Genomic DNA, 19,962 nt, shown 5'->3' with positions numbered 1-19,962 from the left:
TCATTGTTTATTCACATTCAAAATCCAAAAAAACATGAATAGTAATATCAAGAAAGTAGGCTATACTTTGTTAGTGGCATTTGTTGGCGGTGCAGTAGCAGTTGGAGCTTACAAATTAATGGAGCCAAACAATCTTTCTGGCTTAAGCCTAGATGAAAGGCAGAAAGTTTATTTTACTAACAACCCTTCAGATATTACCGCTTCTACCGGGGCGATAGATTTTACGCAGGCAGCGGCGGCGGTATCGCCAGGTGTTGTACACGTGCGCACCACCTACAGCCGTTCAAAGGCGCAGGTTAATGATCCTTTCGGCGATATGTTTGAAGACTTCTTTGGCCGCAGAAGGCAGTCTGTACCGCAAAACACCCCGCCACCTATGGGCAAAGGCTCGGGCGTAATTGTTACCGGCGATGGTTACATCATGACCAACAACCACGTGGTAGAGGATGCAGAGAAAATTGAAGTTATTTTATCAGATAAAAGAGTGTTACAGGCACGGGTTATAGGGCGTGATAAAAACACAGATTTAGCGCTGATTAAAATTAACGCTACAGATTTACCGGTGGTGAAACTAGGAAACTCTGACGATGTACGCGTAGGCGAGTGGGTGCTGGCGGTTGGCTATCCTTTAACACTGGAATCAACCGTAACAGCAGGTATTGTAAGCGCAAAATCGCGTCAGATTGGTATTTTAGCACCAGATATTGACAGGAGAAATTACGATCCCGAGAATCCACCCACCAACTCTTCTATCGAATCGTTTATACAAACAGATGCGGTAATTAACCGCGGTAACAGCGGTGGCGCTTTGGTAAACGCCCGCGGAGAGCTTATCGGCATCAACTCGGCCATAGCCTCACAAACCGGAACTTATGAAGGTTACGGCTTTGCCATCCCGGTAAACCTAGCTAAAAAAGTAATGGACGATTTCTTGAAATACGGCGAGGTGAAACGCGGTTATATTGGGGTAACTTTCCAAGAACTGGATGCCGACCGTGCTAAAGAACTTAATGTAAGTGAAATTGACGGTTTATACGTAAACTCTACCTTAGAAGGTGGTGCGGCTGAAAAAGCGGGCATCAAAAAAGGCGATATCATCAAAAAATTAGATGGTCAAGAGATTACTTCATCTGCCCGTTTGCAAGAACGCGTGGGCACTATGCGCCCTGGCGATAAATTAACGTTAACCGTTTTAAGAGACGGCAAGCTAAAAGACTTTAATATTACCTTAAAGGGCGATGAAGGCAACAAATTGGCAGGCACAGGCAAAGAGGTTACCGAAGTGGTAAACAGTTTGGGCGCAACCTTCTCTCCGCTTACAGATGCCGCTAAAAAGAAATACGGCGTAAGCTCTGGCGTTGTGGTAACCAGCGTAGCCCCGGGTAAAGTATTTGATATGTACGATATGCCTAAAGGAACGGTAATTACCAGCGTAAACGGACGTGCGGTTAATAATAATGACCAAGTAATTGCTGCCTTAAAACAGGATAGCAAGATGGTATCTTTACAAGGATTTGTGCCAGATGGCAGCCGCTTTAGGGTTACTTTCCCGGCTAAATAAAACTAAAGTATCCCGTGTTTTTAAAAATCCCCGGCCTCGAAAAGGTCGGGGATTTTTGTATAAAACCTAGCCGACGGAGTTAGAACGTTTCTAAATAGTTAAAAAGCCTTGGCTTGCACTTGCTTTTCCGGTTAAATTGTCATTTAATAGATATTTTTGTAGCCGTAAAACCAAAAAGTTTAAAATAAATAATGAGTAATTTTTCGAAAACATTTTCCTCGACGCTCGGGAAGAAGCTGGTTATGAGCTTAACGGGCTTGTTTTTGTGTGTGTTTTTAATTGTTCACCTTATCGGAAACCTGCAAATCTTTAAAGCTGATGATGGCTTGGCCTTTAACCAGTACGCGCATTTTATGACGCATTTTCCGCCAATCAAAATCATATCATACCTGCTTTACCTTTCCATTATCGTGCATTCAGTATGGGCATTAATCTTAACCCGTCGTAATAAAGCGGCACGCCCTATCGGCTATGCCATAAAACCTAAGGATGGCAGCATTTGGTCCTCGCGTAATATGGGCATTTTAGGCACCATTATTTTTATTTTTATTGTGGTGCACATGAGCAACTTTTGGTTTAAATACCACCAAGGCTACACCCCCTTTGTAGAATATCAAACCAACTTAAAAACCGGCGAAACCACTACCCGTGTTTTAGACGCCAGCGAATTTAAAGAGTACGTAACTTACGTAGATAACGGCATACAAATCACCCAATCAGAAGATCTTTATAAAGAAGTTTACACTGCGTTTCAGCAGTGGTGGTTGGTTTTATTTTATGTGATAGCAATGGCAGCATTGGCGTTCCACTTAATACACGGTTTCCAAAGTGCTTTCCAAACTTTAGGATGGAACCATCGCAAATACTTCCCAATAGCAAAATTTGTGGGTTTATGGGGCTTCGGAATTTTAATTCCTTTGGCTTATGTGGCCATGCCTTTGTACGTGTTTTTAACTAATTTATAATTGGATAGCAGCCCATTTGAGGCTTTATATAAAATTTAAGAGAAGATGATGCTAGATGCTAAAATTCCAGAAGGCCCATTAGCCGAAAAGTGGAACAAACATAAATTCAATTTAAAGTTGGTTAACCCGGCCAACAAACGTAAATACGACATTATTGTAGTAGGAACAGGATTAGCGGGCGCATCAGCAGCGGCTACTTTGGCCGAGCTGGGCTACAATGTAAAAGCTTTTTGTTTTCAAGATAGCCCGCGTAGGGCGCACTCTATTGCCGCACAAGGCGGGATAAACGCTGCAAAAAACTATCCTAACGATGGTGATAGCGTTTACCGTTTATTTTACGATACCATAAAAGGTGGTGATTACCGTTCTCGCGAAGGCAACGTTTACCGTTTGGCGGAAGTATCGGTTAACATTATTGATCAGTGCGTGGCGCAAGGTGTTCCTTTTGCCCGCGAGTATGGAGGTTTATTGGATAACCGCTCTTTCGGTGGTGCGCAGGTTTCACGTACTTTTTATGCCAAAGGCCAAACCGGCCAACAGTTATTGTTAGGAGCATACTCGGCCTTAAACCGCCAGATACAAGCGGGTAAGGTAAAAATGTACACCCGCTCAGAAATGTTGGATTTGGTTGTTGTTGATGGTAAAGCGCAAGGGATTGTTACCCGTAATTTAATTACCGGCCAGGTAGATACGCACAGCGGGCACGCTGTTTTATTGTGCACCGGTGGCTACGGAAACGTGTTTTACCTATCTACCAATGCAATGGGCAGCAATGTTACTGCGGCATGGCGCGCGCATAAAAGAGGTGCTTTTTTCGCCAACCCTTGCTACACGCAAATCCACCCAACTTGTATCCCGGTAACGGGCGACCATCAATCAAAACTGACTTTAATGTCGGAATCTTTGCGTAACGATGGTAGAGTATGGGTTCCTAAAACCGTAGAACTGGCCGAAAGGCTAAGAAAAGGCGAGCTGAAAGCACGCGATATTAAAGAAGAAGACCGTGATTATTATTTAGAGCGTAAATACCCATCGTTTGGTAACTTGGTGCCGCGAGATGTAGCCTCTAGAAACGCCAAACAAGTGTGTGATGAAGGGCGTGGCGTGGGTAAATCTGGTTTAGCGGTTTATTTAGATTTTGCGGATGCAATTAGCCGTTTAGGGCAACCGGCGGTAGCGGCAAAATACGGTAACTTGTTTGATATGTATCAGCAAATTACGGATGAAAACCCTTACCAAGTTCCTATGCGCATTTATCCTGCGGTGCACTATACCATGGGCGGTCTTTGGGTTGATTATAATTTAATGACCAGCCTGCCGGGCTTATATTCCTTGGGCGAGGCTAATTTCTCTGACCATGGTGCCAACCGTTTGGGCGCATCGGCGTTGATGCAGGGTTTGGCAGACGGCTATTTTGTAATTCCTTATACCGTAGGCGATTATTTGGCAAACATCGGCCCTGCGCCAATTGACGCCAACCGTCCAGAGTTTGCACAAACAAAGGCAGAGGTAGAAGAACGAATCAGCAAATTATTGTCTTTAAAAGGAACAAAAACCGTTGACGAGTACCACCGTGATTTGGGTCATATTATGTGGGAATATTGTGGAATGTCTCGGAATGCCGAAGGTTTAAAGAAAGCAAAAGGCATGATTGCCGAGTTGCGCGACGCATTTTGGAAAAATGTAATTGTGGTGGGTGAGAACGAAGAGGTGAACCAATCGTTAGAAAAAGCTGGTCGCGTTGCCGATTTCTTAGAGTTAGGCGAATTAATGGTAGACGATGCTTTAAACCGTGAAGAATCTTGTGGAGGCCATTTCAGAGAAGAATACCAAACACCAGAAGGCGAAGCTTTACGTAACGACAACGAGTTTGCTTATGTAGCCGCTTGGGAGTTTAAAGGAAACAATATGCCGGAAGTGCTACACAAAGAACAACTGGTTTTTGAAAACGTTAAATTAACACAGAGAAGTTATAAGTAAAGATGTGAGATGTGAGATGTGAGAAGCTAGAACTTGGCTAATCTCATATCTCAAATCTCGTGTCTCAAATCTAATATATTATGAGTGGACACATGAACCTGACGCTTAAAGTTTGGCGTCAAAAAAACAGCACTACACCGGGCAAATTTGTAACCTACAAAGCCAATGACATTTCTCCGGACATGTCTTTCCTGGAAATGCTAGATGTGGTAAACGAGGATTTGGTTAAAAAAACCGAAGACCCTATACATTTTGATCACGATTGCCGTGAAGGTATTTGCGGGATGTGTTCTTTAGTGATAAACGGAGAACCGCACGGACCAAAACGCGCAACCACAACTTGCCAATTACACATGCGCAGTTTCGCCGATGGCGACACCATTGTAATTGAGCCTTGGAGAGCGGCAGCTTTCCCGGTAGTAAAAGATTTGGTAACCAATCGCAGCGCGTTCGAGCGCATACAGCAAGCTGGGGGATACGTGTCCATCAGCACGGGTGGTGTGCCGGATGCCAATGAAATTCCTATACCGAAACCAGTGGCAGACGAAGCTTTCAGCTCGGCAGAGTGCATTGGGTGCGGTGCCTGCGTAGCCGCCTGTAAAAATGCTTCGGCAATGCTGTTTGTTTCTGCAAAAATCTCGCAATACGCTTTATTGCCGCAAGGCCAGCCAGAGCGTTACGCACGTGCAGAAGCAATGGTTTTGCAAATGGACGAAGAAGGATTTGGCGGATGTACCAACACCTATGCTTGCGAAGCGCAGTGCCCTAAAGAAATTAAGGTAACCAACATTGCCCGCATGAACCGCGAGTTCTTTAATGCCGAACTGATTAAATCATAAAAGCTAAAAAGAAGCTTATAAGAAAGGGACGCAATTACTGTGTCCCTTTTTTGCTTTTTATTGAAACAGTAGGCAACAACAAAGGGAATAGTTAAAACCATCCATACCGTATCTTCAAAATGTTAATAATTACAAGACACTAATAGTCAGCAATATACCTCTTTGTCTCAATTTTTAGTTTTACTTTATCCACATTTTTAAATTACATTTATTTAAATTTTGAAAATCAGATGGTTGCTTCGGTTAATATTCCGCGTTTAGATTTGCACGATTATTTGTACGGTTCTGAAGAGCAGAAAGAACGCTTTTCTGACGATATCGGCAAAGCTTTTAATGAAACAGGTTTTGTAACCATTACCAACCACGGCTTAAGTAAAGAACTGATATCGGAACTTTACACTGAGGTGAAAAATTTTTTTTCACTGCCAGAAGAAGCCAAACTTAAGTACGAAAAACCTGAGTTAGCCGGCCAAAGAGGCTACACTTCAAAAGGAAGAGAAAAAGCTAAAGATGCTAAGACGCCAGATTTGAAAGAGTTTTGGCAAATTGGCCAGTTTGTAGAAGACGATGATCCGGTAAAAAACAGCTATCCTGATAACGTTGAGGTAAGCGAATACCCTGGGTTTAATCAGGTTACAAAAAAGGTGTATCAGCAACTGGAAAAAGCAGGCAAACACTTGCTGAACGCCATCTCTGTTTATTTGGGCCTGTCGCAGGATTATTTTGAAGATAAAGTGCACAACGGCAATTCCATTTTGCGTGCCATACATTATTTCCCAATAGAAAACCCAGACGATTTACCTGCCGATGCCGTGCGTGCAGGCGCGCATGAAGACATTAACTTAATCACCCTTTTAATTGGTGCCAGCGCAGATGGCTTAGAGGTACTTACCCGCGAAGGAGAATGGTTTGCCATTAAAGCCCAGGGAGAAGATATTGTGGTAAACGTGGGCGATATGCTGCAGCGTTTAACAAACAACAAACTTCGCTCTACAACCCACAGGGTAGTTAACCCACCGCGCCAGCTTATGAAAACGTCACGTTATTCGGTTCCGTTTTTCTTACATCCTAAAGCCAAAATGGATTTAAGCTGTTTGCCGTCTTGTGTAACCGATGCCCATCCTAAAGCTTATAACAACATTACTGCGGGCGAATATTTAGACGAGCGCTTACGCGAAATAGGACTAAAAAAGTAATTCTCTTAATTAGAGAATAGGAAAGAAGGTGCCCGAGAGGGCGCCTTTCTTTGTTTTTAAACAGAACCCTGTTAAGCCAGCAATTTTCAAAATCGATTTTCGGCTTAAAAGCTGTCTTTTAACATCTTGCCACTTGGTTTATGTAGCCGTCATGCTCCCGAGTTTTATTTGCTTATACTTTTGGTTTACAAACATATATCAATCATCATAATTCTTTTACAGTCGCTAATAAACTCGTTGCTTGTAATTAGTCTAAATAAAACGTTATTTTGTAGCCGAAATGAAAATAGGGAGTTTTAAAGGTTTTTTAGCGGCGTTTGTCTTGTTTATTGCCCTTGATACAAAAGCGGCACCTTCGCGCATCATCACCTTAAGTTCGGCTATAACGGAAACCGTAGATGCTTTGGGCTTAGGCAAAAACATTGTGGCTACAGATATAACCAGCATATATCCGGCTTACGCTAATAAATTACCTAAGGTAAGCCGCAACCGTTCTGTTTCTACAGAGGCACTTTTAGCCTTTAAACCTGAGGTGGTATTGGCCCCAAAAGGCGATGTATCCGTGCAAATCCAGCAACAGCTAAAAAAATTCGGTGTCAAATTCTTTGAGTTCGACCAAGAGTATTCGCCTAAAGGAGCTAGCAACTTTATTAAACAAGTAGCCAACGCACTTGATATAGCTCAAAAAGGCGCAGCCCTTGCCGGGGCAGAAGAAAAAAGTATTGCCAGAGCAATACAAGCGGCAAAATTGCGCACTAAACATACGCCTAAAGTATTGTTCATTTATGCGCGTGGCGTCGGCACCATGAGCGTTGCCGGCAAAGGCAGCAACATTGATGCGATCATCCGGCTGGCCGGAGGCAAAAATGCCATTCAAGAATTCAGTGATTTTAAACCCTACACTACCGAAGCCCTAGTAAAGGCTAATCCAGATGTGATTTTAATGTTCGATTTTGGGATGAGCAGTTTGGGTGGTGCCGATGCTATTTTAAAAATGCCCGGGGTAAAGCTTACCAACGCTGGTAAAAGCAATCGCATTGTACCGATGGATGGCCCTCTTTTAATTAATTTTGGCGTACGCCTAGATGAGGCCATTACACAACTGAACCAAAAACTGGTGAACTAAGTCCTTAAAATCTTGTTAACAACCCAACATCGCAACTGGAAGCGTTTTTTCATTTATCTCATCTTAAGCCTGTTGCTTGTTGCATCGGTAATTGTTGCTTTGGCATTGGGCGCTGTTGAAATCCCAGTAAAAGACGTGAGCTTGATTTTAGCCAAGAAACTGGGCTTGTTTAGCTCCTTAGCCGTTGATGAAACTTTTGAAGGCGTAATAAATTTAATCCGTTTACCTCGCGTTTTATTGGGCTTGTTGGTGGGCGCGGCTTTGGGCGTTTCGGGGGCGGCAGTACAGGGTATCTTTCGCAACCCATTGGCCGAGCCGGGGTTAATAGGCATATCTGCCGGAGCCTCCTTATTTGCTGTAATTATCATTGCTTTGGAAACGGCATTGCTGGCAGGTTTAAGTCAGCTATTAGGATATTACCTTTTGGCCTTTGGCGCTTTTGCCGGCGCGGCATTGGCCGCTGTGTTGGTTTATCAGCTATCAAAAACAGACGGACGGCCAAACATTGCCGGAATGTTGCTGGCAGGTATCGCCATTAATGCTTTTGCCGGTGCTTTAACCGGCTTAGTAACCTATTTGGCCGATGAGCAACAGTTGCGCACCATCACTTTTTGGATGTTGGGCAGTTTAGGTGGCGCAACTTGGGACACTGTAACTGCGCTTTTGCCCTTTGTGCTTTTGCCGGTTTTAACCTTGCCTTTGTTGGGCAAATCTTTGAACGCTTTTGCCTTGGGCGAAGCGCAGGCCGATCAGTTGGGTTTGCGCACCGGCCGGGTAAAATTGCAAGTGGTGTTATTATCAACCTTGGCGGTGGGCGCTTCGGTAGCTGTATCCGGTGTAATAGGGTTTGTGGGTTTATTGGTTCCGCACATCATCCGTCTTTTGGGCGGGGTGGATAACCGCTACGTGGTGCCGGCTTCGGCCTTGTTTGGGGCGTTAATTTTAACTTTGGCAGATACCGTATCGCGGGTGGCGGTTGCCCCAATTGAATTGCCCATCGGTGTAATTACCTCTTTGCTGGGCACGCCCGTATTTTTATACATTTTGTTTAAAGACAAAAAGAAGATACTGCGCTAATTTTTGGGATATGTTAACGGTAGAAAATGTTAGTTATGAGGTTAATCAGCGAAAGCTGGTAAGCGATGTTACTTTTAGCACCGCATCGGGCGAGCTTTTGGCCATCATTGGCGCTAATGGAGCGGGTAAATCTACCCTGTTGCGCATGTTGAGCGCCGAACGCAAACCTACTGAAGGCCACATCAGCCTGTATGGCAAAAAATTGAAAGACTATTCGCCGAAAGAATTGGCTTTAAAGCGGGCAGTATTAAATCAACACAATACCGTTAACATGGATTTCCACTGCCAGGAGATTGTGATGATGGGCCGGTATCCGCATTTTAAAAATCGCCCTACCGAGCAAGACAGACGGGTAATTGCCGAAACCATGAAAATTTGCGGAGTATTGCACCTGGCTGGGCGTTCGTTTTTAACTTTATCTGGTGGCGAGCAACAACGCGTACAATTTGCGAGGGTGCTTGCGCAGATTTGGGACCAGTCCGGCGCACTGATATTGATGGACGAACCTGTAGCAAGTATGGACATCCAATATCAGCAACAAACCTTAGCCATTGCAAAAGCTTTGTGCAAAAAAGGCTTTATGCTGGTGGTAATTTTGCACGAGATTAATTTGGCGGCTTTGTATGCCGATAGGATTTTGATGCTCAAAAACGGCCAGAAATGGAAAGATGGTGCTCCTCTGGAGGTGCTAAATGCCGAGCATATTTACAGCGTGTTTAATGTAGAGGCAGAGGTGCAAATGAACCGCAACACGTTGCAAGCCAATGTTTTTAGTAAAGAGCTAAAGCTAGATGCCGCGCATTTCAATTCTTTCCTTTGACGCTTAACGGCCAACTTATACCTTTCATGCACATTCCAAAAATCGCACAAAAGCCAAACCTATAATCTCTTTAATCGTAAACTTGTTTAACTCATAGCCGCCTCTTGTCAACTTCTTTTGGCTTTTAGCCGATTTAAGTCTTAATTAGCGCTATGGACACAAAAATTTCTTCATTAATTGCCGATATAGAGGCCGGTAAAAAAGTATTTGCTGATGTTTTAGCTTTGATTGATAAAGAATATCTACACCAGCCAACTGCATTTAAAAACGGTGATGCCTATAATCAAGCAGACCAAAACCAAGGCAGCGCAAAAGTTTTTTCATTTGCTAAACTGAACAAGCTTGCGGAACAAGATACGTTAAAGCTGTTTGCAGAGCATTATCAAGCCGTTTTAGAACATCCTGACGCTCAGGATCACCAAAACATCCGTCAGTTTATGAAGCACGGATGGCTAGGGATTGCCTTTGAGGGCGATGCTTTATTAAAAAAATAAGGACCGGGTATAAGTGGCAGTGTGTTTGCAAAGGAAAATTGACTAAATTGTACTATAAACCTAGGCTATGGCAGGATTATTTGACAAAGCAAAAAACATTTATCAGCTTTTAAAAAATGTAGATTTTAACCAGCTTGAGGCGCTCTCGAAAAAAGTAGATCTGCCTAAAGTGATGGATCAGTTTAGCCGTTTAGACGAACGCCAGCTACAGGGTTTGATGAAAATGATGAGCGGAGGAACCGGTGGTAAAAAAGAGCTGCCTCCTATTAACGGCGATTTTTATGAGCTTTCAGGTTCCTTATCAGCAGAAGACCGCGCTTTGCAATTAAAGGTTCGGCAGTTTATGGAAACCGAAGTAAAACCCATTGTAAACCGATACTGGAACCGCGCAGAATTCCCTTTTGAGCTTATCCCCAAAATGGCCGAGCTAAACATCTGCGGTTTAACCTTTGAAGGTTATGGCTGTGCAAACCGTTCTTTTTTGATGGAAGGAATTATTGCCACAGAGATGGGCCGCATTGACGCATCGATAGCTACATTTTTTGGCGTACAAAGTGGTCTGGCAATGGGCTCTATCTACATCTGCGGATCCGAAGAGCAAAAACAGAAATGGCTGCCCCCAATGCAACAGATGAAACTTATTGGTTCTTTCGGTTTAACCGAGCCAGAGGTGGGCTCGGCAGCAGCAGGCGGCCTAACCACCACCGCAAAACGCCATGGCGATACCTGGATTTTAAACGGTCAAAAGAAATGGATTGGCAATGCCACTTTTGCCGATGTAAATATTATTTGGGCGCGCGATGTAGATGACAATCAAGTGAAAGGCTTTATTGTAGAGAAACAGAACTTAGGCTTCTCGGCCAAAAAGATTGAAGATAAAATGGCGCTAAGAATCGTACAAAACGCCATCATCACTTTAAAAGACTGTGAAGTTTCTGAAGCCAACCGGTTGCAAAACTGCAACTCGTTTAAAGATACCGCTAAGGTACTGCAAATGACCCGCGCCGGCGTAGCTTGGATGGCCGTAGGCTGCGCCCGTGGCGCTTACGAAAGTGCCTTGAAGTACACACGGGAGCGGGTGCAGTTTGGGAAGCCTATTGCCTCTTTCCAGCTGATACAGAACCATCTGGTAGAAATGCTGTCCAACGTAACGGCAATGCAAACTTTGGTTTTTCAGCTCTCGAAACTGCAAGATGAAGGCAAGCTTACAGACGAGCACGCATCATTAGCAAAAGTGTTTTGTACCATGCGTACCAGAGACGTGGTAAGCCGGGCCAGGGAGGTGATGGGCGGCAATGGCATTTTGTTAGATTATGACGTTGCACGCTTTGTGGCAGATGCCGAAGCCATTTACTCTTACGAAGGCACCAAAGAAATCAACTCGTTAATTGTAGGCCGGGCAATAACCGGTTTCAGTGCTTTTGTATAAATCAGCACAAAGTCAAAAACCGGTAACTTGCAAACAACGTTGGCTAAAAGTGACGCTGGTCATCTATATTGCCTCTTAAGCTTTTAGTTTTGAATAGTTTTATCCATGGTTTTGCACGCTAAAAGCTTAGGCGCGCTAAGCCAGCTCAAAAATAATTTACAAATGAAACAAGCATCTTTATTAAGCGATTTAAATTTTAACGACGCCAAACCGGCAATCAGCGTTTTGTTCGAAAGTGATTTTACCAAAGAAATCCGCATTGCTTTTTTAGAAAACCAAGTGATGAAAGAGCATAAAACACCTTTCCCGATTGTGGTTGAAGTTTTTGACGGCGCTATTGAGTTTGGCGTGCAAGGCGAAAGCTTAAACCTTAAAAAAGGAGACGTGGTAACTTTGGATGCCAACGTACCGCATGATTTAAAAGCTTTACAACAGAGTATTGTGAGGTTAACTTTAGCCAAAGGCGACCGCGTAAACCGTGTAAAAGATGTAGCCAACCAAGCTTAAAGGTGGCGCAAAAAAGCATCGAAAAAGCCGAAAGTTACGATTTGCTGAGCCGTATCGGCAAAAAAGTGTTGCGCCCTGGAGGCAAAAAGTTAAGCCTCCAGATGTTGCGCCTTTTAGATATTAGCGAGGCAGATACCGTAATTGAATTTGCACCCGGCATTGGCTTAACCGCCACATATACCTTACAAAAACATCCAAAGCAATACATAGGTTTAGATAAAGATGCCCGCAACATTAAAAACCTACGCCAAAAATTTAACAGTCCGCAGGTTAGTTTTTTATTAACAGATGTGGCAAAGCCTGTTTTGCCCAGCAATTACGCCAGCAAAGTTTATGGCGAAGCCATGCTTACCATGTACGCCGACCATAAAAAGCTGGAGATTATTGCCGAAGCCAAACGTATTTTGCAAACTGGAGGCTTGTATGCCATCCACGAGTTAGCCATCGAAAAACAAAATTTAAGTGATAAAGCCCTTGCGGCCTTAAACAAAGAGCTTGCGCAGGTATCGCATGTAAATGCGCGCCCTCTCGGAATTACAGAATGGCAGCAACTTTTGCAACAAGAGGGTTTCAAAATTGTTGCGCTACAAACCAGTGAAATGTTGCTGTTAGAGCCGAAAAGGCTGTTAGCAGATGAAGGGCTTCTTAACCTTATTAAGATATTTTTCCGCATCATCTGCAATCAGCAAATCCGCAAAAGGGTAATTGCCTTAAAAAAAGCTTTCCGCAAACACCGCAAACACCTAAAAGCGCTAGTTATAATAGCTCAAAAATTGGATTAAGGCCTAGTCCGTTTTGCTAAAAAACGGCTATAAAAGTATTAACACCCCAAAAAAAGCTTTAATAGCTTTGGTTTAACCGATTGTTTTATAAGCCCAGCTAACTTAAACACGTCTTTAACCAACATTTTTTGCGGATGTATAACAGAATTAACCTTTGGCCAAAAACGATAATTGCCTGCTTTTTTGCATTCAGTTTTTTTGCCTGTAAAAAGGATTCGCCTACGCCTCCAAAAGCAGGCAGCAACAAACCAGATTTGGCTACGGTAAAAACCTGGCTGGCAGATAAAAACGCGACAGACGAAACCGCTGCTTTGTTTTACAACTTAAAGCAATTAGCCAAAAACAACATCCTCTTTGGCCATCAAGATGCCACTAAACGCGGCTTAAACGCAGACGGTTCCGAATGGGCAAATGAACAGCATAGGCCAAGCGTTAGCACCGAAAAATCTGATGTTAAAGAAGTTACTGGACAATACCCCGCCGTGTACGGGCATGATTTTTTGCACATCGCTAACTTCGAAACCGGTGTTTGGTTTGACTATGAGAAAGCGATTGCCAAAAAATTAACCATTGAGGCCTATAACCGCGGAGGTGTAAATACTTACAGCTGGCATTATGCCAACCCCGTATCTAAAGGCAGCTTTTACTGGGCAGATTCGCCGCAGGAAGCAGTAAAAGAAATCCTCCCCGGTGGCACAGCCCACGAAACTTACAAAAACTCTTTAAAGATTATTGCCGAATATGCCAAGAGCCTAATAGGTGCCGATGGTAAGTTAGTGCCCATCATTTTTAGGCCTTACCATGAGATGGACGGTTCTTGGTTTTGGTGGGGCGCCGGCCACAGTACTGCCGAAGATTATAAAAACCTTTATCGTTTCACCGTAAACTATCTGCGCGACGAGCTGAAGGTCCATAATTTCCTTTACGGATGGTCGCCGGACAGAAATTTTAACAGTTTGGCTAGCTACCTTGCTTTTTATCCTGGAGATGAATATGTTGATTTGGTGGGCAGCGATAATTACGAAGACCTTAAAGCGAACGTGTCGCCTACGGTTGCCGCCAATAAGCTAAAAATAGTTGCGGACTACGCCATCAGCAAAAACAAACTTGCCGCTTTAACAGAAACCGGCTTGCAAAACCTTAGCAAAGCCGATTGGTACACCCAAAATTTACTTAAAGCACTGCAAAGCAATCCACTGCAGCTAAGCTATGTTTTAATTTGGGCAAATACAGCGGGCGCTTATTGGACGCCTTACAAAGGACATCCGGCAGAAGCCGATTTTATAAAATTTAAAGACAGCCCCTATGTAATGTTTGGCAGCGAAACACCCAACTTGTATAAATTTTAATCTTATCAATATGAAAAAACCGTTTATCTTTTTACTGATGCTGAGCTTAGTAAGTTCGGCTTTTGCACAAGGGAACAACTATGCCCAAAACTACCATAAGTTTGATGGCCTGGCCTTAACCCCGCCTATGGGTTGGAACAGCTGGAACAAATTTGCCTGCGATATTGACGAGAAAATTATCCGTGAAGTGGCAGACGCTATTGTATCATCGGGGATGCGCGACGCGGGTTATACCTATATTAATATTGATGATTGCTGGCACGGCCAACGCGATAGTTTGGGCTTTATCCACGCCGATCCGGTAAAATTCCCCTCGGGTATTAAAGCCCTGGCCGATTATATCCACAGCAAAGGCTTAAAAATAGGTATTTACTCGGATGCGGGCTCTCAAACCTGCGGCGGTAGGCCAGGAAGCAGAGGCTACGAATTTCAGGATGCTTTAACTTATGCCAATTGGGGAATTGATTATTTAAAATACGATTGGTGCAACACCGAAAGTTTAAATGCGGAAGGCGCTTATAAAACCATCACCGCGGCCTTACGTAAAGCCGGGCGCCCTATTGTTTTGAGCATTTGCGAGTGGGGCGATAATAAACCCTGGGAGTGGGCCGAGCCTATCGGGCATTTATGGCGTACCACCGGCGACATTTATAATTGTTTTGACTGCATAAAAGACCACGGCACCTGGAAGGCTTTTGGGGTGCTGGCAATTTTAGATATGCAAGATGGCTTGCGCAAATACGCCGGTAAAGGGCATTGGAACGATCCAGACATGCTGGAAGTTGGAAACGGAATGCCGCAGAATGAAGACCGCGCACATTTTGCCATGTGGTGCATGTTGGCTGCGCCCTTAATTGCCGGCAACGATCCTAGGCAAATGAGCAAAGAAACCCTGCAAATTTTAACCAATAAAGAGGTAATAGCTGTAAACCAAGACACCTTAGGCATCCAAGGATTCAAATACGCAACAAAAGATAGCGTGGAAACTTGGCTAAAGCCTTTAGCCGGTGGCGATTGGGCAGTGTGCTTTTTAAATAGGGCTAAAACACCCGCAAGCATTCAGTTTGATTGGCAAGAGAAAACAATTTTTGATGAGCTGAGCCAGCGCGAACTTAACGCCAAAGACCATACTTATCAGCTTAAGAATTTATGGACCGGCAAAAAAAGCGGCAGTACAGCAAAGCCGCTAAGGGCAAACATTCCAGCACATGACGTGCTGATGTTCCGTTTGTCGGCGAAATAAACCTTTTACCACGTTTACATAAGCAGCTAATTTTTAAAGATACCACCAAACAAAAACTTAATGAGAAAGCTATTTTATGTTTTGTGTTTCATGCTAGCCGGTTTTCCGGTACTTGCAAAAACTAAATTTTACAGTGCTAACAATCCGCTTTTCAGATATACCGGAAGGGTTGATTTTACCAAGCCAGAAATACCTCGTTTTTATGCGCCCGGTGTTTATGTGGAGGTAGGTTTTGAGGGCAGTTATTGCGAGTTATGGCTAAATGATGAAGAGCTTTACGGTAAATACCACAATTATATAACAGTAGTGATAGACGGAGGCACGCCACAACGAATAAAGCTCAAACAAAAAGAAAACAGGATAATTGTAGGCGATAAGCTTTCTGAAGGCAAGCACCAACTACTAATTTGCAAAGGCACCGAAGCCGGTATAGGCTACATAGATTTTGTGGGCATTAGATGCGAAAAGCTGTTGCCCGCTAAACCGGCACCGGTGCGCAAAATAGAGTTTATGGGCAACTCTATTACCTGTGGCATGGGCAGTAACAGCACCGCTTTGCCTTGTGGCGAGGGCGATTGGTACGACCAAAGCGACGCCTACCAAAGCTACGGTGCAATTACCGCCCGGACGCTCAACAGCGGGTATCATCTTAGCTCGGTATCGGGTATAGGCTTAATGCACAGCTGTTGCGATCATAAGTTTGTGATGCCACAGCTATTTGATAAAATAAACTTCCGCGACAATGAACTTGTATGGGATTTTTCGCGCTACCAACCCGATGTTTTAAGTATTTGCCTAGGCCAAAATGACGGCGTTCAGGATTCGGCAACTTTTGCCAAAAATTACCTCAGCTTTATTGCTAACATCAGAAAAGTTTACCCAAACACCACTATTGTATGTTTAAGCAGCCCCATGGCAGATGCTAAGCTGGCCACTTTTATGCAGGCGCAACTAAGTGCTATTGTTAAGCATCAGTGCCAAAACGGCGATAAAAACATTTACTATCATGTATTTGAAAAACAATATCAGGCGGGCTGTAGCTACCACCCCAGCGTTAAAGAACATTATGAAATTGCCGCGCAGCTAAGTGCCTTTATCAAAAAAATTAAGGGATGGAATTGAGTTGGTGTGCGCACACATCCTTTTTTGAGGCAATAATTTCTAACAACCGCTTTATAGAATTCAATAAAAGTATACGGCTAAAGATAAAATAGTATTAAAAGCCAGTTTAGTATTAATGCCTATCTGATAGCGATATACGCATATAATGTAGCCGTACAAAAGCAGATAAGTCAGATATTTATCATTAATTGTAAAAATAATATTATGATTCTGCCTAGTTATTAATCAAATTTGGTATAGCTAAAAACCATTAATTAAACGACATGCGAAAAACTCTACGACAGTTCCTGCTGCTAGCAGGACTACTCACTTTGTATGTTCAGTCGTTTGCACAAAATCCGGATAAAACCATTACCGGAACGGTGCGCGATACTGAAGGGCTAAGTCTGCCAGGAGCCTCTGTACAAGTAAAAGGAACAAGTTTAGGCACCCAAACCGATGCAAACGGAAAGTATGCATTAAAGGTGCCGGCAACAGCAAAAGTATTGGTGTTTACCTTCTTAGGCACCAACCCGAAAGAGGTAGCTATCGGGACAAACACAGTTATAAATGTTACTTTAACATCGGCCAACAAAACCCTGGACGATGTGGTGGTTATCGGTTACGGCGCCATCAGGCGTGCAGATGTAACCACTTCTATCTCATCCATCAATGAAAAAGACATTAAAAACTTACCGGTTTCTGGTGTTGACCAAGCCTTGCAAGGAAAAATTGCCGGTATTACAGTAAGCAATAACGGAGGCCAGCCCGGGGGAGGCGTTTCTGTTAAAGTACGCGGTATTACCTCTGTAAATGGCACGCAACCTTTATACGTGGTGGATGGTGTACCCATCATGACCAGCACAAACAGCATTGCGCAAGATCAATTGGGCGGTAAAGCAGGCCAATCAGAACAAAGCGTACTATCCACCCTAAACCCTAACGACATTTTGAGCGTTGACGTTTTAAAAGACGCATCGGCGCAAGCTATTTACGGCTCTTTGGGCGGTAATGGCGTGGTATTAATCACCACAAAAAAAGGCCGTGCTAACGAAGGAAAAATAAATTACGACGTTTATTTTGGCGCGGCCGATGTGCCTAACAAGCTGGATATTATGAACCTGCGCCAGTATGCACAATATTATAATTCTTTGATTCCTGAAGTAGCCGCAGCCTCTCCGGGTTCGCAGCTGCCGGTAATTGGTGAGTTGCAAAACCCTGACGTTTTGGGCGAAGGTACAGATTGGCAAAGCGCTTTATTTAAAAACGGCTATACCCAAAACCATCAGCTTTCTTTTTCTGGCGGGGCCGAAAAAACAAATTACTTTTTTTCTGTGAATTATTTTGACCAAGAAGGTACCATTATAGGCTCTGGTTTCGACCGCCTAGCTTCCCGTTTTGCTTTAGATCATCAAGTACGCCCGTGGCTGAAAGCAGGTATTACAGGAAACTTATCCAGAAGCAACCAAAAAATTGCTTTGACAGACGGGACCGAAACACCAACTACCATTGTACTGTACAACAGTCCGGCAACACCAATTAAAGATGCTAACGGCAATTTTATTACCACCAGCTCTTTAGGTGCCAATACCTTTGGACAAGCAAACTCTAACCCTATCGCAACCGCAACTTTGCGCGACGTAAGGGCTATCCAAAACAAAGCCTTCGGAAATATATATGCCGAAATTAAGTTTACAGATTGGTTAAACTTACGTAACGAGGCAAACTACGATTTCCAGTTGGGCCAAAACTCGGCTTTTCAGCCCAATGTGGTTAACCAAAACACCAAACAAACTATTTTAGCACCAAGCAGGCTACGCGAAGACAGAAACAACAGCCATTATTGGGCGCTAAGAAATTATGTGAACATTAATAAAGGTTTTGCCAACAAACATTGGATAAACTTTACGCTAGGCCACGAGGCACAAGCGTCTTACTATAGTGGAACTTGGGTTTCTGCAACAGATTTAAACCAAAACATGCCTTCTATCAATGCAGGTATAGTTGACCCTGCGGCTACCAATTCTAACGTTTACGAGTGGGCAATGGAATCGTATTTTGCCCGTGGCGGTTATACCTATAATGATAGATATTCTATCTCTGCTTCTTACCGCCGGGATGGTTCATCAAGCTTTGGACCCGAGAAAAAATGGGGCTCTTTTGCTGGGGTTTCTGCTGCCTGGACAGTAACTAACGAAGAGTTTGCTAAAAACTGGAAAGGGATTGATTATCTAAAAATCCGTTTGGGATATGGCTCTGTGGGTAACCAAAACTCGCCCGTTCAAAACGCTTACTCTACCAATATCCGGTTGTTCTCTATCGCACCGTTTGGTAAAGGCGGTGTGCCAGCAAACGTGGGTAACCCTTTCTTAAGCTGGGAATCTGTAGTAACACAAAATGCCGGTGTTGATTTAACGGTGCTAAATAAAAGGCTAGAGCTTTCTGTGGATGTTTACAACAAAACCACTACAGATATGATTTTAGCCACCACGCTTCCGGTGTTTGCAGGTTTAGATCCAAACCCGCCGGCTAATGCCTATAAAGAAATTGAGCCACCGGTAACCAATGCCGGAGAGATGAACAACAAAGGAATCGATATCGGTTTAACCTCGTACAACATCCAACGTAAAGATTTTAGCTGGAAAACCAATGTTGTACTTAGCGCATACCGTAATGAGCTGGTGCGCTTAAACTCGCCAAATGCAATTTTAAGAGGTGCCGAGCAAGATTTTACCGGTTCAACATCTGTGGTAAATATTACAAAAGCGGGCCATCCGGTAGGTACTTTTTACGGATACGTAACAGATGGTTTGTTTAGAGATTTAAGCGAGCTGAACAACGGCACCAACTGGGGCATAGCCGTTGGTCCAACCGGTTTGTACCTTGGTGATGTGCGCTACAAAGACATCAGCGGGCCAAACGGAACTCCGGACGGTAAAATTGGCAGCGAAGATGTAACCATCATTGGCGATCCTAACCCTGATTTTACTTACGGCATCACCAACACCTTGCAATACAAAAATTTCGACTTTTCGTTGTTTTTGCAAGGGGTGCAAGGAAGCCAAATTTTTAACTGGACACGTAAATACACCGAATCATTATCAAATGCCTATTTAAACCAATCAACTACGGTTTTAAACAGGTACACGTCAAACAACACCACATCAGACATGCCTCGTTTTGTAAACAACTGGCACTCTAACAATACCAGAAACTCTGACAGGTATATCGAAGATGGTTCTTATTTACGGATACAGAACGTGTCTATCGGCTACAATTTGCCGCAGAAATGGGCTAACGCTTTCAAGGCTACCAGTGCCAGAATTTATGTATCGGGCCAAAACCTGCATACGTTTACAAAATACTCTGGTTACGACCCCGAGATTGGCTCGTTTAACAAAAGTGTGTTAACCCAAAACGTGGATAATGGGCATTACCCTACGCCAAGAACGTTTACCATTGGCGCAAACATTCAGTTTTAATTTAAGCAACA

General features: G+C 43.6%; 16 protein-coding genes. All 16 read left to right on the top strand.

The genetic code is table 11. The annotated features are described in order from the left end of the window. Positions 1-34 precede the first annotated feature (34 nt). The 16 genes from BCY91_RS01050 to BCY91_RS00975 all read left to right on the top strand — a co-directional run bounded on the left by BCY91_RS01050 (position 35) and on the right by BCY91_RS00975 (position 19,951). Positions 35-1,561: a Do family serine endopeptidase gene (locus BCY91_RS01050; RefSeq protein WP_120180153.1), complete on the top strand. Its 1,527-nt coding sequence runs from the start codon at positions 35-37 to the stop codon at positions 1,559-1,561. A gap of 191 nt (positions 1,562-1,752) precedes the next feature. After that, positions 1,753-2,526 (top strand): succinate dehydrogenase cytochrome b subunit, encoded by a 774-nt coding sequence (locus tag BCY91_RS01045; RefSeq protein WP_120180152.1) that lies wholly within the window; start codon positions 1,753-1,755, stop codon positions 2,524-2,526. Positions 2,527-2,571: 45 nt separating this feature from the next. Next, entirely contained in the window at positions 2,572-4,506 is a 1,935-nt protein-coding gene (locus BCY91_RS01040; RefSeq protein WP_120180151.1) for a fumarate reductase/succinate dehydrogenase flavoprotein subunit, read from the top strand. 80 nt (positions 4,507-4,586) lie between these two features. Continuing rightward, a complete protein-coding gene (locus BCY91_RS01035; protein ID WP_220699411.1) occupies positions 4,587-5,345 on the top strand; it encodes a succinate dehydrogenase/fumarate reductase iron-sulfur subunit in 759 nt (252 codons plus the stop codon). Positions 5,346-5,575: 230 nt separating this feature from the next. Then, the gene (locus tag BCY91_RS01030; RefSeq protein ID WP_120180149.1) at positions 5,576-6,541 is read left to right on the top strand and encodes an isopenicillin N synthase family dioxygenase; all 966 of its coding nucleotides are present in this window, start codon (positions 5,576-5,578) and stop codon (positions 6,539-6,541) included. Between the two features lie 280 nt (positions 6,542-6,821). Continuing rightward, complete coding sequence (locus BCY91_RS01025) at positions 6,822-7,667, top strand: heme/hemin ABC transporter substrate-binding protein (RefSeq protein WP_120180148.1); 846 nt, start codon at positions 6,822-6,824, stop codon at positions 7,665-7,667. Between the two features lie 12 nt (positions 7,668-7,679). Beyond that, a complete protein-coding gene (locus BCY91_RS01020; RefSeq protein WP_245988967.1) occupies positions 7,680-8,744 on the top strand; it encodes a FecCD family ABC transporter permease in 1,065 nt (354 codons plus the stop codon). Between the two features lie 10 nt (positions 8,745-8,754). Then, entirely contained in the window at positions 8,755-9,564 is an 810-nt protein-coding gene (locus BCY91_RS01015) for a heme ABC transporter ATP-binding protein (RefSeq protein WP_120180147.1), read from the top strand. Between the two features lie 152 nt (positions 9,565-9,716). Next, on the top strand, positions 9,717-10,058 hold the full coding sequence (locus BCY91_RS01010; RefSeq protein WP_120180146.1) for a HopJ type III effector protein: 342 nt from the start codon (positions 9,717-9,719) through the stop codon (positions 10,056-10,058). 67 nt (positions 10,059-10,125) lie between these two features. Then, complete coding sequence (locus BCY91_RS01005) at positions 10,126-11,487, top strand: acyl-CoA dehydrogenase family protein (protein WP_120180145.1); 1,362 nt, start codon at positions 10,126-10,128, stop codon at positions 11,485-11,487. A 162-nt stretch (positions 11,488-11,649) separates the two neighbouring features. Further along, positions 11,650-11,994, top strand: a complete 345-nt coding sequence (locus tag BCY91_RS01000; protein ID WP_120180383.1) for a cupin domain-containing protein — start codon at positions 11,650-11,652, stop codon at positions 11,992-11,994. 2 nt (positions 11,995-11,996) lie between these two features. After that, entirely contained in the window at positions 11,997-12,776 is a 780-nt protein-coding gene (locus BCY91_RS00995) for a methyltransferase domain-containing protein (protein ID WP_120180144.1), read from the top strand. Between the two features lie 134 nt (positions 12,777-12,910). Continuing rightward, the gene (locus BCY91_RS00990) at positions 12,911-14,125 is read left to right on the top strand and encodes a glycoside hydrolase family 26 protein (RefSeq protein ID WP_120180143.1); all 1,215 of its coding nucleotides are present in this window, start codon (positions 12,911-12,913) and stop codon (positions 14,123-14,125) included. A 10-nt stretch (positions 14,126-14,135) separates the two neighbouring features. After that, complete coding sequence (locus BCY91_RS00985; protein ID WP_120180142.1) at positions 14,136-15,368, top strand: glycoside hydrolase family 27 protein; 1,233 nt, start codon at positions 14,136-14,138, stop codon at positions 15,366-15,368. Positions 15,369-15,428: 60 nt separating this feature from the next. Then, on the top strand, positions 15,429-16,490 hold the full coding sequence (locus tag BCY91_RS00980; RefSeq protein WP_120180141.1) for an SGNH/GDSL hydrolase family protein: 1,062 nt from the start codon (positions 15,429-15,431) through the stop codon (positions 16,488-16,490). A gap of 263 nt (positions 16,491-16,753) precedes the next feature. Then, positions 16,754-19,951, top strand: a complete 3,198-nt coding sequence (locus BCY91_RS00975) for a SusC/RagA family TonB-linked outer membrane protein (RefSeq protein WP_120180140.1) — start codon at positions 16,754-16,756, stop codon at positions 19,949-19,951. Positions 19,952-19,962 lie beyond the last annotated feature (11 nt).

The sequence above is a fragment of the Pelobium manganitolerans genome, assembly GCF_003609575.1.
Classification (GTDB): Bacteria; Bacteroidota; Bacteroidia; order Sphingobacteriales; family Sphingobacteriaceae; genus Pseudopedobacter; species Pseudopedobacter manganitolerans.
This window is presented reverse-complemented; position numbering and strand designations above follow the sequence as displayed.

Bases quoted from the DNA above. Each gene is read 5' to 3' on its own strand.
- BCY91_RS01015 (WP_120180147.1), top strand. From the start codon at position 8,755: ATGTTAACGGTAGAAAATGTTAGTTATGAGGTTAATCAGCGAAAGCTG.
- BCY91_RS01010 (WP_120180146.1), top strand. From the start codon at position 9,717: ATGGACACAAAAATTTCTTCATTAATTGCCGATATAGAGGCCGGTAAA.
- BCY91_RS00975 (WP_120180140.1), top strand. From the start codon at position 16,754: ATGCGAAAAACTCTACGACAGTTCCTGCTGCTAGCAGGACTACTCACT.
- BCY91_RS00980 (WP_120180141.1), top strand. From the start codon at position 15,429: ATGAGAAAGCTATTTTATGTTTTGTGTTTCATGCTAGCCGGTTTTCCG.
- BCY91_RS00990 (WP_120180143.1), top strand. From the start codon at position 12,911: ATGTATAACAGAATTAACCTTTGGCCAAAAACGATAATTGCCTGCTTT.
- BCY91_RS00985 (WP_120180142.1), top strand. From the start codon at position 14,136: ATGAAAAAACCGTTTATCTTTTTACTGATGCTGAGCTTAGTAAGTTCG.
- BCY91_RS01040 (WP_120180151.1), top strand. From the start codon at position 2,572: ATGATGCTAGATGCTAAAATTCCAGAAGGCCCATTAGCCGAAAAGTGG.
- BCY91_RS01035 (WP_220699411.1), top strand. From the start codon at position 4,587: ATGAGTGGACACATGAACCTGACGCTTAAAGTTTGGCGTCAAAAAAAC.
- BCY91_RS01045 (WP_120180152.1), top strand. From the start codon at position 1,753: ATGAGTAATTTTTCGAAAACATTTTCCTCGACGCTCGGGAAGAAGCTG.
- BCY91_RS01000 (WP_120180383.1), top strand. From the start codon at position 11,650: ATGAAACAAGCATCTTTATTAAGCGATTTAAATTTTAACGACGCCAAA.
- BCY91_RS01050 (WP_120180153.1), top strand. From the start codon at position 35: ATGAATAGTAATATCAAGAAAGTAGGCTATACTTTGTTAGTGGCATTT.
- BCY91_RS01005 (WP_120180145.1), top strand. From the start codon at position 10,126: ATGGCAGGATTATTTGACAAAGCAAAAAACATTTATCAGCTTTTAAAA.
- BCY91_RS01030 (WP_120180149.1), top strand. From the start codon at position 5,576: ATGGTTGCTTCGGTTAATATTCCGCGTTTAGATTTGCACGATTATTTG.
- BCY91_RS01025 (WP_120180148.1), top strand. From the start codon at position 6,822: ATGAAAATAGGGAGTTTTAAAGGTTTTTTAGCGGCGTTTGTCTTGTTT.